The following is a 14,366-nucleotide window of genomic DNA, read 5'->3' as shown; positions in this document are numbered from 1 at the left end:
CGCGCGCCGCGCCGCCTCGGCCGGGGCCAGCCGGCGCGTATCGGTGTCGATCGCGAGCACCGCCGCCGGCCGCGCCGGCGCGCTCGCGTCGAGCGAGACCACGGTGCGCCGCCCCGCCGCCGCGAAGGCGATCGCGCAATCGGCCGCGCCCGACAAGTCGTCGGCCACGATCAGCAGTCCCGAGGCCCTCATCGCGCGCCCTCGCCGGCCTCGCCGCCATCCTGGCTCGCCGCGCCGGACTTGCCGCCCACGCGTTTGGCCACCGAGGCGGTCAGGATCGGCGAGACGATCGCGGTCACCACCACGCAGGCCGCCACCAACAGCGTGGCGGTCCTGGCCGCCTCGGTGTACACCGGGTTGGCCGCGGCGATCAGCGCCGGCACCGCCGCCGCGTTGCCCGCGGTATTGGCCGCCGCCACGCCGGCCACGCCGGTGCCGCCGGTGAGCCGGTCGGCGAAAAACAGCGGCACGCCCGTCACGATCACCACCGCCACGCCCAGCACGATGCCCAGCAGGCCGGCCTGCCAGACCTTGTGCAGGTCGAGGCCGGCGCCCAGCGCCAGGGCGAAGAACGGGATCATCACCGGCACCGCGCGGCCGAGGAAGGCGCGCATCTCGCGATCGAGGTTGCCGAGCAGCATGCCGATCGCCAGCGGCAGGATGCTGCCCACCAGGGTCGGCCAGGGAAACGCCGAGAGGCCGGCCACGCCCAGCGTCACCATGGTCAGGAACGGGCCCGACTCGAGCGACATGATGGTGTAGGCGCCGACGTCCTCCGAGCGGCCGTACTGGCCCATCAGGGCCATGTAGAGGCCGCCGTTGGTGTCGTTCATGGCGGCCACCACGGCCAGCGTGGAAATGCCCGCGAACAGGCCCGACGAGACCGGCTGCTCGCCGAGGAAGTGGCCCAGCACCACGCCCGCCACGATCGCGGTGCCGACCTTGGTGACGAACAGCGCGCCGCCCTTGCGCAGCAGGTAGGGCGTGGCCTTCACGTCGATGCTCGCGCCCATGCAGACGTAGAACACCGCGAGAATCGGCAGCGAGCCGGTGAACAGCGCGTTGGTGAACGAGCCGAAGAACTTCGGCATGTCCGGCAGGAAGGTGGCGATCAGCGAGCCGATCAGCAAGGGGACGATCATCATCCCGCCGGGCACGCGCTCCACGGCGCGCTTGATGTGAATCTGGGCCATCCCTGTCTCCGCTGGCAGTTTTGTTTGAATCGATCATAATTTGATCGATTCGATCAGATCGGAGTGTAACGGCTGCCTCAATTTGTCGCAATCTCGGGTTCACACGGGAATACCCTGATCGAATCGATCAAAAAACAGCGCCAGAGTGCGCACATCGATCAAGCGGCGCGCGTGCCGGTCCGGCCCCGCCGGGCAAACGGCGCCGGCGGCGGCTCCGCTACACTGGCGCTCGCCATCGCCACACCACACAGGAGCTTCATGAAAGTCGAGAAACGCCGCGAGGCGATGCTCAAGGCCGTGCTGTCCGGCATGAACGACGTGGCCGCGCTCTGCGAGCATTTCGGCATGTCCGAGGCCACCGTGCGCCGGGACCTGCGCGCGCTGGCCGACGAAGGCCGCATCCTGCGCACCTACGGCGGCGCCGCCTCGGTGGGCGCGCACGAGCCCGAGGAATCGCTCGACACACGGCGCGAGAGCTTTCGCGAGCAGAAGGCGGCGATCGCGCGCGCGGCCGCGCGGCACGTGCAGGACGGCGACACGATCTTCCTCGACGGCGGCACCACCACCGCGGCGCTGGCGCGCTGCCTGGCCGGGCGCCGCGACATCCACGTGGTGACCAACAACCTGCTGGCGCTGGCCACGCTGGCCGCGGCGGAACTGCGCGTGACCCTGATCGGCGGCGACGTGCGGCCCTCGAGCATGAGCACGCTCGGACCGATCGCGCAGTTGGCGCTGTCGCGCGTGAGCTTCGACAAGGCCTTCCTCGGCGCCGACGGCGTGGTGGCCGGCCGCGGCCTGTGCGAGGCCTCGGCCGAGCAGGCCTTCCTGAAGGAATGCATCGCCGCGCAGGCGGCCCAGGTGCTGGTGCTGGTGACCTCGAACAAGCTCGAGCGCGCCAGCCAGCAGCACTGGACGCCGCTGGCGCGCCGCTGGACCCTGCTCACCGACGCGCAGGCCGACCCGGCCCTGCTCGCGCGTTTCGCGCAGCACGAGGAGGTGACGGTGGAATGCGCGGCGCGGGAAGCGTGAAGCGGTAGCGCCGAGCCCCGGCGCCCGGCGCGTTCAGGCCGGCAGGCACAAACGCGCGAAGCGCGCGAGCAAGGCGAATGCCTCGGGCGTGGATGCCAGGCGCACTTGCGGCGGCAAGGCATCGGCGCCGTGCGCGCCCGGCTGCGCGCGCAGGATCGCGAGGTACTGCTCGATCGCCGGCAGCGGGAATTCAGGGTGGAACTGCACGCCCCAGCAGGCCTGCCCATGGCGGAACGCCTGGCAGGGATCGGTGTCGCTGGCGGCCAGCAGGCGCGCGCCCGGCGGCAGCCGATGCACGGACTGGTAATGCACCACCTGCGCGTCGAAGCGCGCGGGCAGCGCCGCGAACAGCGGATCACCCGCCGCCTCGGCGCGCTGCCCGATCGACACCGTGCCGATCTCGAAGCGCCGGTCGCGGCGATCGCCCACCTCGCCGCCGAGCGCCTGGGCCAGCAGCTGATGCCCGTAGCAGATCCCCAGCATCGGCGTGACGCCCCGCGCCGCGCAATCGGCCAGCCAATGCCCGAGCCGTTCGCTCCAGGGCTCCCGCGCCGTCACCATCGCATGCGAGCCGGTCAGCACGATGCCGGCGTAGTCGTCCGCATCCGGCAAGGCAGCCTCGCCGCGCGCGTCGAAGCGCTCGATCGCGAGGCCGGGCAGCGGGCTCGCGGCGAGGCCCGCCTCGATCCAGTCGACGAAATCGCCGTGGGCCGCGCTAATCGAGGCGAAGGTCTCGCCGGTGATGACGATCAGGATCGGTTTGTTCATCGAGGGAAGTCGGCAGGGAATCGGCAGAGAATCCGCAGTGAATCGGGTGCGCCGATTGTACGCAGCCGGGCGCCGGCCGATAATACGCGCGACCGAGCAAGGACCTGTTCCCCGTGAGCACAAATCAGATTCCGCCGCTGATGGACGAGATGGCGACCTTCGTCAAGGTCGCGGAAGCCGGCAGCTTCTCCGAGGCCGCGCGCCGGCTCGGCTCGACGCCCTCGGCGGTGAGCCGCTCGATCGCGCGGCTGGAGCGTGCGCTCGGCACGCGGCTGATCCTGCGCAGCACGCGCAAGCTGCGGCTCAGCGACGAGGGCCTGGAGGTGTTGCGCCATGCCGGCGAGCTGGTGGCCGCCGCGAAGGCGGTGATGTCGCTGGCCGAACGCCGCTCGGCCGAGCCGGCCGGCACGATCCGGATCAGCGCGCCGCGCGCGCTGGGCCGCTTCCTGATCCACCCCAACATTCCCGATTTCCTGGCGGCGCATCCCGCCGTCGACGTGGTGCTGAAGCTCGACGACCGCCAGCTCGATCCGGTCGACGACCAGGTCGACATCGTGTTTCGGATCACCGACGATCCGCCGCCGGGCCTGGTCGGCAGGAAGCTGATGCGCATCGAGCACGTGGTATGCGCGACGCCGGCCTACCTGGCGCGGCACGGCCGGCCCGCGCATCCGCGCGAGCTGGCCGCGCACGGCTGCATCACGCTCAGCGAGGACCCGGTCGACACGCGCTGGCGCTTCGAGCGAGGGGGAGGCACGGTGGCGGTCGACGTGCGCGGCCGGTACGTCGCCAATCATTCCGGCGTGCGGCTGGAGGCGGTGCTGGCCGATCTCGGCATCGGCGGCGTGCCGCGCTTCGTGGCCGCCGCCGCGCTCGAGGACGGCCGCGTCGAGCAGGTCCTGCCGGATTGGCTGTTCAAGACCAACTACTACGGCGATGCCTGGGCGTTCTGCTCGCCGAGCCGCCATACCGCGCCCAAGATCCGCAGCTTCCTCGCCTTCATCGCCGGGCGCATCGGGCAGCCCGGCTAGCTTGCGGCGACCACGATCACGCGCACGGCATGGCCCATGCGCTCGTCATAGTGCGCGGCCAGCACCGCCTGCGCGTCGCCGCGGGTGCGGGCATGCACCTGGTACAGCGCGGAGGCGACCTCGGCGAGCCGCAGCGTCTCGGCGCCGGCGACGATCACCAGGATGCCCGATGCCGCGTGAAGCGCGATGTCGCCGAGCTCGTCCACCGCGTCCGTCGCCGCATCGAGGATGCGCTCCGGGCCCGATGCCAGCCCGCTGCCCAGCGAGGCGCGTCCCGCGCCGTGGAATGCCGAGCGCAAGTCCAGGAATTCGCTGCCGGCCGGCATGGCCGAGGCGCTCGCGCGCGTCGGCCGCTCGCCGACCGCAGCGCGATAGGCGCGCACGATGCAGTCGAGCAGCGTCAGGTGAGGATAGTCGGGCATCACGACGATGGCGTCGACCTCGGCGGCCAGCTTCGCGGTGGCCTGCTGTACCGCTGCCCGATCGGGCAGCGGTGGATACATCACGATGGCCACCACGCGGGCACCGCCGGCCCGCGCGGCAGCGCTCGCGCGCTCTGCCAGTTCGAGGGCACCGGGCTCGGTTGCCGAGATGAACAGGAAGCGCAGATCGGCGCCGGCACGATCGCCTGCTCCCTCCCCCGCGGGCAGCTCGCGCGCCGCCCGCTGCCACCATCCCGCCCCCTCGCGCTCCAGCCGTTCCAGGCCGCGCGAATCCATGCGACGTTGCAGGGCGCTCGCGATGGCCGCGCCGATGCGGCCAACGCCGGCCAGGTCGATCGCCGACACCCCGGCAGGCTCGTGCGGCTCGCGCGGCATGGGTATCACCGACGACCCGCAGCACGATTGGTCTCCCGCGCTCTCGTTGCATGATGACATCGTGGTGTTTCCTCGGAAGGCCTCGAAGCGGGCCGTGGATTGCTGTCGAACGTCCTCACGCCACGAGCCGGAAATCGGAGCGAGCATCGCTTTTTGAGAAACGCGCATGGCGCACATTGTTCTCCGGAGTAAAAGCGCATGTCAAGCGCACTTTGATATCAAAAAAGCTTGACGTGCGCTCTTATTCGGATAATTCGAGCACGGCATGCAAGATGAGAGACAGGAACGGCACCTTGTGGGAAGATCGCTCAGCCACCCATCCCTGGAGAGTCAATGCTGGAGAATCAAGACGGGCCCGACGACGCAGGTTCCATCGCGCAGCGCGTCAGGCAGCTACTGGAATCGCAAGGTGTCGCGAAGCGTCAGTACGCCACCGAAATACAAAGAATTCTGGGGCTCAGCTACTCTCAGGCACTTCGCAAGATCAAGGGCGAGAATCCCTGGACGATCCTCCAGCTTCGCGCGGTAGCCGCCGAATATGGAGAATCGGCGGCCCAGTTGGTGGCCGACGACGCCTCGCAGGGCAGCGAAGCCGAATCGCCCGATGGCGTGGCCAGGGCATCCCTGACGATCGGCGGCAGGGACTATGAATGCCAGGCCGAGATCGGCGGCAGGCTCTCGGCGAACCGAAGCCCGGAGTTCGTCGCGATCATGAGCGGCGACCGATGGCATGTGTTCCCGCGCGACGCGGCGCCGCCGGGTGAGAAATTCGAGGTCTACCGGATCTCGATCCAGGTTCGGGAAATCAGCGATCCGGCGGTTGCCGTGGTGGATGACGATCCCGCCATCACCGAACAGATCTGCAGCTACCTGAACCGGACCGGTTTCATCGCGAAGGGCTACACGAGCTATCGCAGCTTCCTGGCCGAGCTGAAATCGGCGAGCTTCGACGCCATCATCATCGACTGGCTGCTCGACGGCATCACCGCACGCTACCCGATCGAGGAAATCATTTCCGGCGCCCCTGCCCCGCTCGTCTACCTGCTGACGGGCAAGATCGCCACCGGCGAGGCCAGCGAGGTCGAGATGGCGGAAATCATCCAGAAATACGACATCTCGGCACTCGAGAAACCGCTGCGCCTTCCCTGGCTGGTCGCCGACCTCAATCGCCGGCTGAACCAGCGGCGCGACTAGGCGCGCCAGCCGCACGCGCGACGCGCCCGGGTCAATGCAGGCCCTTGGCCCTGGCCGCTTTCGACAGCGAGGAGAACAGGTCGCTGGCGCGCAGGGGCTTGCTCAGGAACACGTCGAACATGCCCTTGTCCCCCTTGTCGAACAGCAGGGGGCTGTAGGCGCTCAGCGCGACGACGATGGTGTCGTTGTCGATCAGCCCGATGCGGCGCGTGTGCTCGAGCAATTCGAAGCCGCTCATCTCCGGCATCTGGATGTCGCACACGACGACCTGATAACGCTTCGCTGCCAGTTGCCGTTGCGCGTCCTGCGCCGAGCTGACGCCATCGACATCCACCCCATATGATTCGAACACCGAGACCAGCGTTTCCACGATCTCGGGATTGTCGTCCACCACCAGCACGCGGCGCAGCCACGCGATATCCATCGAATGGCTCGGCTTGCCCGGGCGCCGCTGCTCCAGGGACGGCTCGCGATCCGGCCGCCCCTCGCAGGGAAGCGACACGGTGAATTCCGAACCCGCCCCGGGCCGGCTGTCGATGGCGATCCTGCCATCGAGCAGACCGACGATCTCGCCCACGATCGCCAGGCCCATCCCGATCCCCGGCACCTGGTTCGCCCGCCCGTCGGCCAGGCGCACGAACGGCTTGAATATCTGCGCCTGGTCCGACTGGCTGATCCCCACGCCCTGATCCCGGACCTGGATCACGAGATCGTAGCGAGCCTCGCCACCGGAGCGGCTGCCGCGCGGGATAGCCGTGATGGAAACCCGCACCGGGCCGGCTTCGGAATATTTGATGGCGTTGGATACCAGGTTCGTGACGATCTGCTGCACCCGATTCTCGTCGGAGAAAATCAATGGGAAATGCTCGCTGAATTTCACCTCGATTGCGATGCCCTTCTTCATCGACAACTCGCGCTGCGATTCCAGCGTCACCCCGAGCACTTCCGACATCCGGAACCAGCCCTTGACGATCTTCAGGCGGCTGGTTCCCAACAGCGCGAAGTCGGTGATATCCCTCAGCTGGATATCGATGGCCTGCGCGGCCCGCTCCAGCGCGAACACGCCCTTCATCGCCGAGCGCGTGAGTTCCTCGTGCATCAGGTTGTCGATCACCGAGGTCACCACCTGCAAGGGCGAACGCAGTTCATGCCCGACCATCCCCAGGAAGGCAGCCTTGACTTCGCGCAGCTCGCTTTCGCGCCGGATATTCGCCCGCAACTGCCGCAGCAGCCAGAGCAGCCCGACGAATCCGACCAGGATGATGGCCACCAGGCCGGTGCTGAGCTTCAGGAAGAAGAACTGCTTGCTCTTGAAATCGTCGATCGCCAACTGGCGCCGCAGGATTTCCGCATCGCCGATGCTGTGCACCAGGCGGCTGACGTCGGGCGCCATCGCATTGAGGGTCGCCAGGATCGCGACCGCGTCCTGCCGGGATATGCGCTGGCGCTCGAAGAACGGCGAGAGGCTGTACAGCGGCGGGCGCAGGTCGGCCAGGGCGGCTCGATATTCGGGCACGGCCATGGCCGAGCGGGTGGCATCTCCCGTCACCGCCAGGATGAAATACTTCGACAGCAGGATGTTGTAGGACAGTTCCAGGGCATCGAAATCGACGGTCCCGGCGAAAGCATACTGGACCAGGTCGCCCTTGAACTCCTCCAGTTTTATTTCGAACTGGGCCGGCCCCCAGTAATAGTTCTCCTGCGGCCCGGTCAGCGCGTAGACGCCTCTCGGATTCAACCAGGACAGCGCCGAGTAGGTCCAGAAAACGACCGAGACGATGATGATCGCGGCGATCGACAGGATCGCGAACCTCGGCGAGCCGTGGATCCCGATCGACCTCAGGCCGGAGCGCCGGGTCTGGAACAGGTTCTTCGTCACGATCGATCCGGCGCGTGCAGGACCTCGCCCGGCACCGCGATCCAGGCGACCGGCTCGCGCGTGAGCCACGGCGGGACGGCCCGGCCTTCGCGGACGGCCAGGTGAAGACCTCGGGAATAGTGATGGATTCGCATGTCGAATTTCGCGAACAGGATCCGCAGGCCCTGGCGTGAATGAATGGTCACGTGCCCGTTGCGAGGCGAGATGTACCAGTGATCGATCGAGGCATCGGGCTCGAAATCCAGCGCGTAGGTCGAAAACAGGATCGCGCCACCGTCCTCCAGCTTGCTCGCCATGTCGGACACGGTGCCGATCGGATCGGTGCTGTGCTCGAGCACCTCGAAGGAGGCGATGAGATCGTAGCCATTGCGTACCGCCACGGGATTCGAAAAAGGATCCCAACTGTCGGCGCAGAAACCCTTCTGCGCGAGCATCCAGCTCAGATGGCCCGCATGGCCGCCATAGTCCAGGATCGATACCTCCCGGTCGGTCACCAGGTCGGCAATGAGCCTGGCATTCTGCCTAGGTCGCGTATCGAGCACGTCGACATCGATGAGCGCGTATTCCTCGTTGTAGATGTTCCGGGCGAAATCCTCACGGCTCCAGTGGTCGAAATCCGTCGTGAAGATCGTCGCGCAGTTTTCACACTTGAAATACGTCACGAATTCGGCATGGGGAGGCAGGATCAAGCCTCGCCGCTCCTCGCAATTCTTGTTGAAGTTCGCCGTCCCGAACCATGCCGCGCGAGCGCCGCAGATCTTGCACGGCGTGGATCCCGGCGGCCGAGCACTCTGTGCATCCATCTCAGTCGACCTCCAGTGCCTTGATCTGCCGGGCAAAACTCGCCTCGAACCGGTAGTTGTTGAACACGTCGGGGTGCAGATCGCGCGGGAATATCGTGAAGATCGGGCCGAAGTTCCTGATCTGGAGTTGCTCGCCATTCATCGACGTCGCGAAGATCGGATGATATTTCATGACGTCCGATACGTAGATGGTTTGAGAAATGAAGCCGTCGTAAGCCGCCAGCCTGAAGGTGCCGCTCGCGACCCCCACCTTCTTCAGAATATCCTCCACCCGCACGCCCACGAATGTCGATCTCGCCGTCCACGGCGTGGAGGTGATGATCGTGTATTGCGGCATCGCACCCAGTTCTTCCGCGGAAAAATGGTGCAACAGCTTGCCCTGCTCGCCCGACGGGGTTCGCTGGTACACGTCCAGGGACAAGGGCGGGAGCTTCGCCGCCGCCGGTCGGGCGAACGGCAGGCTCGCGACCAGGACCGCGATGGCGAGGCTTCCGACTCGAAGCGGGCTGTGGACAAGCACGGGGCCTCCAAGGGTGTTCCTGCGATTGATCGGCGAGATCCGGCCGGCCTGGGCGAGCCAGACCGGCCGGGCTCGCCCAGGCAAGGGATGATCGCACATCCGGGTGTCGGCCCGCTGCCTGCCGTCGCGGCCCACGCATCGCCCATGCGCGGAGCGACACGCGCTGTCTCGAATCATTGCAGATATGACATTGCTGCCCGCCTGAGCTCCGAGCCAAGATTTGCCTGACGACGCAAGCGACTGGTCTATTCAGGAAACCTCGGCGATGACGAACAAGATGTGTCGAACCGGCGAAACCCGGCAGCGGATCCTCGACGCGGCCCAGGGATTGATGGCGAGCAAGGGGTTTTCCGCGGTCGGCCTCAACGAGGTACTGCATGCCGCCTCGGTGCCGAAAGGCTCGTTCTACCACTATTTCGCCTCGAAGGACGCGTTTGGCGAGGCACTGCTCGATGCGTACTTCGAAGCCTCGCTGGCCGACATGGGCTGCCTGCTGACGGCAGGCGACCCCGGCATGGGCGATCGGCTGGTGCGTTACTGGCAAGGCTGGGCCGATCGCCAGATGGAGCCGGATGCCGGCATGAAATGCCTGGTGGTCAAGCTCGGCGCCGAGCTTGCCGACATCTCCGAATCCACGAGACTGGCGCTCGAGCGCGGCACGGACAGGCTCGTCGAGCGCCTCGCCGAGGCGATTCGCCTGGGCATCGCCGAAGGCTCGCTGGACGTGCGCGAGGCGCCGCCGGACGTCGCCCTGACGCTTTATCAAACATGGCTGGGCGCCAGCATCATGGCGAAGATCTCACGTAGCCGCCTGCCTTTCGAGAATGCGGCATCGATCACGCGCCACCTTCTTCGGCCGCGATCGAGCACAGCCGACAGCGTCTCGCTGGCCGCTTCCAGGTAGCGACCCGCTCCTGTCGATCAACGGCTCAACCCTTTTTTATTAGCAGTGCGTTTTATTTACCCAAGAACGAATGGAGCTTTCCATGCCTTATCAAACCATCAACCCCACCACCAACGAACTGGTCGAGACCTATCCGAACCACACCGACGCCGACATCGAGGCCGCGCTGAGCGCGGCGCATCGACTGTACAAGTCGGCATGGTCGAAAGGCCCCATCGAGCCGCGCCTGCAGGTACTGGAACGCCTCGCCGACCTGATCGACGCGCGCAAGGAGGAACTGGCCCGCATCGCGACGATGGAAATGGGCAAGCTGATCGGCGACGCGCGCGACGAGGTGTGGATCATCGCCGAGATCGCGCGTTTCTATGCGCGCAACGCCGAGCGGTTCCTGGCACCGGTGAAGATCGACTCGCGGCTCGGCGATGCCTGGGTCGAGCATCATCCCATCGGTGTCCTGCTCGCGGTCGAGCCCTGGAATTTCCCCTACTACCAGCTGATGCGCGTATTCGCGCCGGCCATCGCGGCCGGCAACCCGGTGCTCGCCAAGCACGCCAGCATCGTGCCGCGCTGCGCGAGCGTGTTCGAGGCCTTGGTCAACGAAGCCGGCGCGCCGGAAGGCGCCTGGAAGAACCTCTTCATTACCGCCGGCCAGGTTGCCGACATCATCGCGGACGATCGCATCCAGGGCGCCGCGATGACGGGCTCGGAAGGCGCCGGCAGCGCCATCGCGGCCCAGGCCGGCAAGTACCTGAAGAAGTCGACGCTGGAGATGGGCGGCAACGACGTGTTCGTCGTGCTCGACGACGCGGACCTGGAAAAAGCCGTCGAGATCGGCGTCTTCTCGCGCCTCCACATCTCGGGCCAGGAATGCATCTGCGCCAAGCGCTTCGTGCTGCACGAGAACATCGCCGACCAGTTCCTCGAGAAGTTCACCGCGGCGATGGCGGCCGTGAAGATCGGAGATCCGCTCGACGAAAGCACCAGGCTGGGACCGCTGTCGTCCGCCGAGGCCGTAAAGGGACTATCGCGGCAGGTCGAGCGCGCGCTGGCGCATGGCGCCACGCTGCACCTGGGCGGCAAGGCACTCGAAGGCAAGGGCAACTTCTTCGAGCCGACCATCCTGACCCATGTCGCTCGCGACAACCCGGCCTACTTCGAGGAGTTCTTCGGCCCGGTCGCCCAGGTGTATGTCGTGAAGAACGACGACGAGGCGGTCGAACTGGCCAACGACTCGCGCTACGGCCTGGCGGGCGCGGTGTTCTCGCGGAACATCGAACGCGCCAAGTCGCTGGCCTCGCGCATCGAGACCGGTGCGGTCTGGATCAACAGCTTCGCCAGCACCGCCCCCGAGCTGCCCTTCGGCGGCGTGAAGCGCTCAGGCTACGGCCGCGAGCTGTCCGAGCTCGGCATCAAGGAGTTCGTCAACCAGAAGCTGGTTCTCGTCGCCAACGCCGGGGCTTGAGACAAGTATCGATCGCCGGAGACGGCATGCAGGTCGCCGCCTCCGGCGATCCAGCCTCGATCCCGGGCTGACGGGCCCGGGTATCGCCAGGCCTCGTGCCGGGCTCGCCCCGGCACGCCATCACGCCTTCGGCGCGTATTGCATCTCGCCATTGCCGAACGACCAGTCCTCGCGCGCGACATCGACCAGGCTGATCCAGACGTCCTCCTTGCGCACGCCGACCTTGGCGTGGATGCCATCCGCGATGGCACGATAAAACGCCTTCTTGACCTCGACGGTGCGCCCGGCATTCCAGGTCACCTGGATGAAAACGATGCCCGGGGTGTAATCCACGCCGAGATAACCTTCGGCCGGATAAACGAGCTCGTCCGGCGCGTGGCGCGAAATGATCTGGAACTTGTCGTGCTCCGGCACGTTGGCGATATTGACCATCGCCTCATACACCGTCTCGCTCACGGCGGCGACGACTTCGGGCGATGCGGACTTCGACAGATCGATACGGACGAGGGGCATTTCATTCTCCTGGTGTGAGGCGGCAAGCCTCGTGAGGTCATCGCGCCCGGCAAACAGGGCACTGGCGCAAAACGATGCATAAGCGTAGGCTGGCGCTTGCGTTTCCTCAAGCGAATGATATTCATGGAAAACATGACGGTACGGAATAATGATCGATGAGCTGAAGTCCTTCGTCACGGTCGTCGACGCGGCCTCCCTGACCCGCGCCGCCGACCTCCTGTGCGTGTCGCAATCGACGATCTCCAAGCGCATCCAGCGTCTCGAGGAATTGATGGGCGGCGTGCTGTTCGATCGCAATGCCAAGCCGCCGCTACCGACGGCACTGGCCAAGCGCGTCTACGAACAGGCGGTGCCGGTCTTGCGCGCGCTTGAGCAGTTGCAGGACATCGCCCACGAGGATTCGCCGCCGTCGGGGACCTTGCGCTTCGGCCTGCCCCAGGCCGTCACGGACATCGTGCTGTTCGATGCGGTGACTGGCATGAAGCGCCGATTTCCCGAACTCGAGGTGCAGTTGCTCACCGACAGCAGCCCCAGACTGCAGGAGCGGGTGGACGACGGATCGCTCGATATCGCGATGCTGATACTGCCCTCGGGAGCGGCGTTGCCGGCCGGCCTGGCGGGCAACCGGGTCGCCCGCTTCGACGTGAAAGTCGTGCAGAGCGCGGACCAGCCGCTGGTCGCGCGCAGGACCGACATGCATGCGCTGGCCGCCCATGGATGGATCCTCAATCCTGATGGTTGCGGCTATCGCGCGGCGCTGGAACGCGCCATGACGGACAAGGGACAAGCCGTCAGGCTGAGCATCGATACCTACGGCACCGACATGCAACTGCGACTGGTGGCCAGCGGCCTAGGCCTCGGCCTGGTGCCGATCGACGTGCTGCAGGCCAGCAAATGGCACCGCAAGCTGAGCGTGGTGGAAGTCAGCGATTTTGCCCTCGCAATCGACCTCTGGCTGGTCCATCCACGCTATCTGGGGAATCTCCGGCAGGCCGTCGAGGTGTTGCGCGAGTCGATCGTGGCGTCGTTCGATGGGCAGTCGGCGCGCGGTGCGAAAGGCGCTGCGTCGAGGTGAGGAGCGCCCTGCCTGTCCAAACACGACACGTGATCGAATCGACGGGCGGGTATCGCGCCGATGCCGAAATCTGTCACCCGGGTGGCGTGCCTCTCGCTGGATGAACACGCAACCATCCCCGATGTCGCGATCGCCTATCGCGCAACCGGCAACTCGGCAGCGACGGAACGCCTGGTTGCGCTCTGCTCGCAACTGGTGCTCGGGGCACTCACCGGATAACGACCTGCTTGCACGGCAGGGTCGGCCTCCACGCCCGAATCCTGGCCGGGATGTTCTCGGCCGCTGGCGGCCGCCGCCTCCGTCCAAAGCTGCTCGATCCGCTGCAGGCAGGCCTGCTTGCTGGCGGGCTCGCCCACCGCCTCCCAACCCGCTGGCAGGTTCCTGCCGTCGAACCATACCGAATAATGCCCTTCAGTGTTTCGCACGACGAAATACAAATCGTCCATGATCGTTCTCCTGGAAAAGCAAGATGAAGCGATGGATATCGCCGCGAGCGCGGCGGCGCCGTCAACTCACGCCGAGTAGGCGCGAATCATCCCGGCGGCGACCGTATGATGGGTCGCCTCGTCGATCAGCACGAACGCGCCCGTGCCCGGATGCGCATCGTAGGTATCGCAGACGATCGGCTTCTGCAGCGTCAGCGCCACCCGGCCGATGTCGTTCATCTTCAGGTCCTGGCGGTCGCTGGCGTGCGACAGCGTATGCACGTCCAGCACCTGCTTGACCGCGCCGATCCTGGTGAACACCGTGTTGGTGGTCTGCTTGAGCAGATACTTGCGTTGCGGCGACAACGGGGTTTCGTCGAACCAGCAGAGATCGGCTTCCAGCTTCCTGGCCGGCTCGATGCGCTGCGCGTTCGGCACGAACACGTCGCCGCGCGAGACATCGACGTCCTCGGCGAAGCGGATCGTGACGGCCTGCCCCGCGAAGGCGGATTCCACCGCAGCCGTGCCGCCCGGCACCGGCGCGACGATCTCGGCCACGGTCGCCGTGCGGCCCGAGGGCAGCACCGCGATCTCGTCGCCCACCTTCACCTCGCCCGCCTCGACACGGCCCATGTAGCCGCGGAAATCGTCGGCCGAGCTGCCGTCCTGGCGCGCCACCCACTGCACCGGGAAGCGCAGCGCCTCGCCGCCGTCGATCGCCACCGGCAGCGTCTCCAGCACGTCGAGCAGCG

Annotated in this window: 14 protein-coding genes and 2 pseudogenes; 6 read left to right on the top strand and 10 right to left on the bottom strand. The window is 66.6% G+C overall.

Translation table 11 applies throughout. The annotated features are described in order from the left end of the window. Together F3J10_RS30060 and F3J10_RS30055 are read right to left on the bottom strand one after the other, a co-directional pair. Positions 1-192 (bottom strand): four-carbon acid sugar kinase family protein (locus F3J10_RS30060; protein WP_167243627.1); only part of this gene is annotated, 192 nt, incomplete at its 3' end. Beyond that, positions 189-1,193 carry a 2-keto-3-deoxygluconate permease gene (locus F3J10_RS30055; RefSeq protein ID WP_167243626.1) on the bottom strand — a complete coding sequence of 335 codons (1,005 nt, stop codon included), beginning with the start codon at positions 1,191-1,193 and terminating at the stop codon, positions 189-191. The genes F3J10_RS30060 and F3J10_RS30055, both read right to left, overlap by 4 nt. A gap of 258 nt (positions 1,194-1,451) precedes the next feature. Here F3J10_RS30055 and F3J10_RS30050 point away from each other — a divergent pair, with 258 nt between their 5' ends. Beyond that, positions 1,452-2,222 (top strand): DeoR/GlpR family DNA-binding transcription regulator, encoded by a 771-nt coding sequence (locus tag F3J10_RS30050; RefSeq protein WP_025100988.1) that lies wholly within the window; start codon positions 1,452-1,454, stop codon positions 2,220-2,222. Between the two features lie 33 nt (positions 2,223-2,255). Here F3J10_RS30050 and F3J10_RS30045 read toward each other — a convergent pair whose 3' ends face one another. Next, complete coding sequence (locus F3J10_RS30045) at positions 2,256-2,990, bottom strand: glutamine amidotransferase (protein ID WP_167243625.1); 735 nt, start codon at positions 2,988-2,990, stop codon at positions 2,256-2,258. A gap of 113 nt (positions 2,991-3,103) precedes the next feature. Between F3J10_RS30045 and F3J10_RS30040 the strand changes: the two genes are divergently transcribed. Next, positions 3,104-4,021 carry a LysR family transcriptional regulator gene (locus F3J10_RS30040; RefSeq protein ID WP_167232608.1) on the top strand — a complete coding sequence of 306 codons (918 nt, stop codon included), beginning with the start codon at positions 3,104-3,106 and terminating at the stop codon, positions 4,019-4,021. Here F3J10_RS30040 and F3J10_RS30035 read toward each other — a convergent pair. Beyond that, the gene (locus F3J10_RS30035) at positions 4,018-5,007 is read right to left on the bottom strand and encodes a cell division protein FtsZ (RefSeq protein WP_167243624.1); all 990 of its coding nucleotides are present in this window, start codon (positions 5,005-5,007) and stop codon (positions 4,018-4,020) included. The genes F3J10_RS30040 and F3J10_RS30035 overlap by 4 nt on opposite strands. Positions 5,008-5,172: 165 nt before the next feature. Between F3J10_RS30035 and F3J10_RS30030 the strand changes: the two genes are divergently transcribed. Continuing rightward, on the top strand, positions 5,173-6,033 hold the full coding sequence (locus F3J10_RS30030) for a helix-turn-helix domain-containing protein (RefSeq protein ID WP_167243623.1): 861 nt from the start codon (positions 5,173-5,175) through the stop codon (positions 6,031-6,033). Between the two features lie 31 nt (positions 6,034-6,064). Here the strand turns inward: F3J10_RS30030 and F3J10_RS30025 are convergent, their stop codons facing one another. From F3J10_RS30025 to F3J10_RS30015, 3 genes are read right to left on the bottom strand one after another with little or no spacing between them, the layout of a single operon-like run. Further along, positions 6,065-7,912 carry a hybrid sensor histidine kinase/response regulator gene (locus F3J10_RS30025; protein WP_167243622.1) on the bottom strand — a complete coding sequence of 616 codons (1,848 nt, stop codon included), beginning with the start codon at positions 7,910-7,912 and terminating at the stop codon, positions 6,065-6,067. Then, positions 7,909-8,715, bottom strand: a complete 807-nt coding sequence (locus tag F3J10_RS30020) for a class I SAM-dependent methyltransferase (RefSeq protein WP_167243621.1) — start codon at positions 8,713-8,715, stop codon at positions 7,909-7,911. The genes F3J10_RS30025 and F3J10_RS30020 overlap by 4 nt, the downstream gene beginning before the upstream one ends. A gap of 1 nt (position 8,716) precedes the next feature. Continuing rightward, positions 8,717-9,334, bottom strand: a complete 618-nt coding sequence (locus tag F3J10_RS30015) for a molybdopterin-dependent oxidoreductase (RefSeq protein WP_167243620.1) — start codon at positions 9,332-9,334, stop codon at positions 8,717-8,719. A 166-nt stretch (positions 9,335-9,500) separates the two neighbouring features. Between F3J10_RS30015 and F3J10_RS30010 the strand changes: the two genes are divergently transcribed. Both F3J10_RS30010 and F3J10_RS30005 read left to right on the top strand, forming a co-directional pair. Beyond that, positions 9,501-10,139, top strand: coding sequence for a TetR/AcrR family transcriptional regulator (locus F3J10_RS30010; RefSeq protein WP_167243619.1), 639 nt, complete (start codon positions 9,501-9,503; stop codon positions 10,137-10,139). 82 nt (positions 10,140-10,221) lie between these two features. Further along, positions 10,222-11,601 carry an NAD-dependent succinate-semialdehyde dehydrogenase gene (locus F3J10_RS30005; protein WP_167243618.1) on the top strand — a complete coding sequence of 460 codons (1,380 nt, stop codon included), beginning with the start codon at positions 10,222-10,224 and terminating at the stop codon, positions 11,599-11,601. A gap of 120 nt (positions 11,602-11,721) precedes the next feature. On the opposite strand, the gene F3J10_RS30000 is transcribed toward F3J10_RS30005, so the two are convergent. Further along, positions 11,722-12,114: a tautomerase family protein gene (locus F3J10_RS30000; RefSeq protein ID WP_013697583.1), complete on the bottom strand. Its 393-nt coding sequence runs from the start codon at positions 12,112-12,114 to the stop codon at positions 11,722-11,724. Between the two features lie 148 nt (positions 12,115-12,262). Here F3J10_RS30000 and F3J10_RS29995 point away from each other — a divergent pair, with 148 nt between their 5' ends. Beyond that, positions 12,263-13,189 carry a LysR family transcriptional regulator gene (locus tag F3J10_RS29995; RefSeq protein ID WP_167243617.1) on the top strand — a complete coding sequence of 309 codons (927 nt, stop codon included), beginning with the start codon at positions 12,263-12,265 and terminating at the stop codon, positions 13,187-13,189. Positions 13,190-13,416: 227 nt separating this feature from the next. On the opposite strand, the pseudogene F3J10_RS29990 reads toward F3J10_RS29995, so the two are convergent. Together F3J10_RS29990 and F3J10_RS29985 are read right to left on the bottom strand one after the other, a co-directional pair. Further along, positions 13,417-13,638 (bottom strand): annotated as a pseudogene (locus F3J10_RS29990) (MbtH family NRPS accessory protein); the annotation flags it as partial. 63 nt (positions 13,639-13,701) lie between these two features. After that, positions 13,702-14,366, bottom strand: a pseudogene (locus F3J10_RS29985) (sulfate adenylyltransferase); the annotation flags it as partial.

This window comes from Burkholderia sp. Cy-637, from assembly GCF_011753175.1.
Lineage (GTDB): Bacteria > Pseudomonadota > Gammaproteobacteria > Burkholderiales > Burkholderiaceae > Burkholderia > Burkholderia gladioli.
The sequence above is the reverse complement of the archived record's forward strand: the minus strand, read 5'-3'. Positions and strand labels throughout refer to the sequence as shown.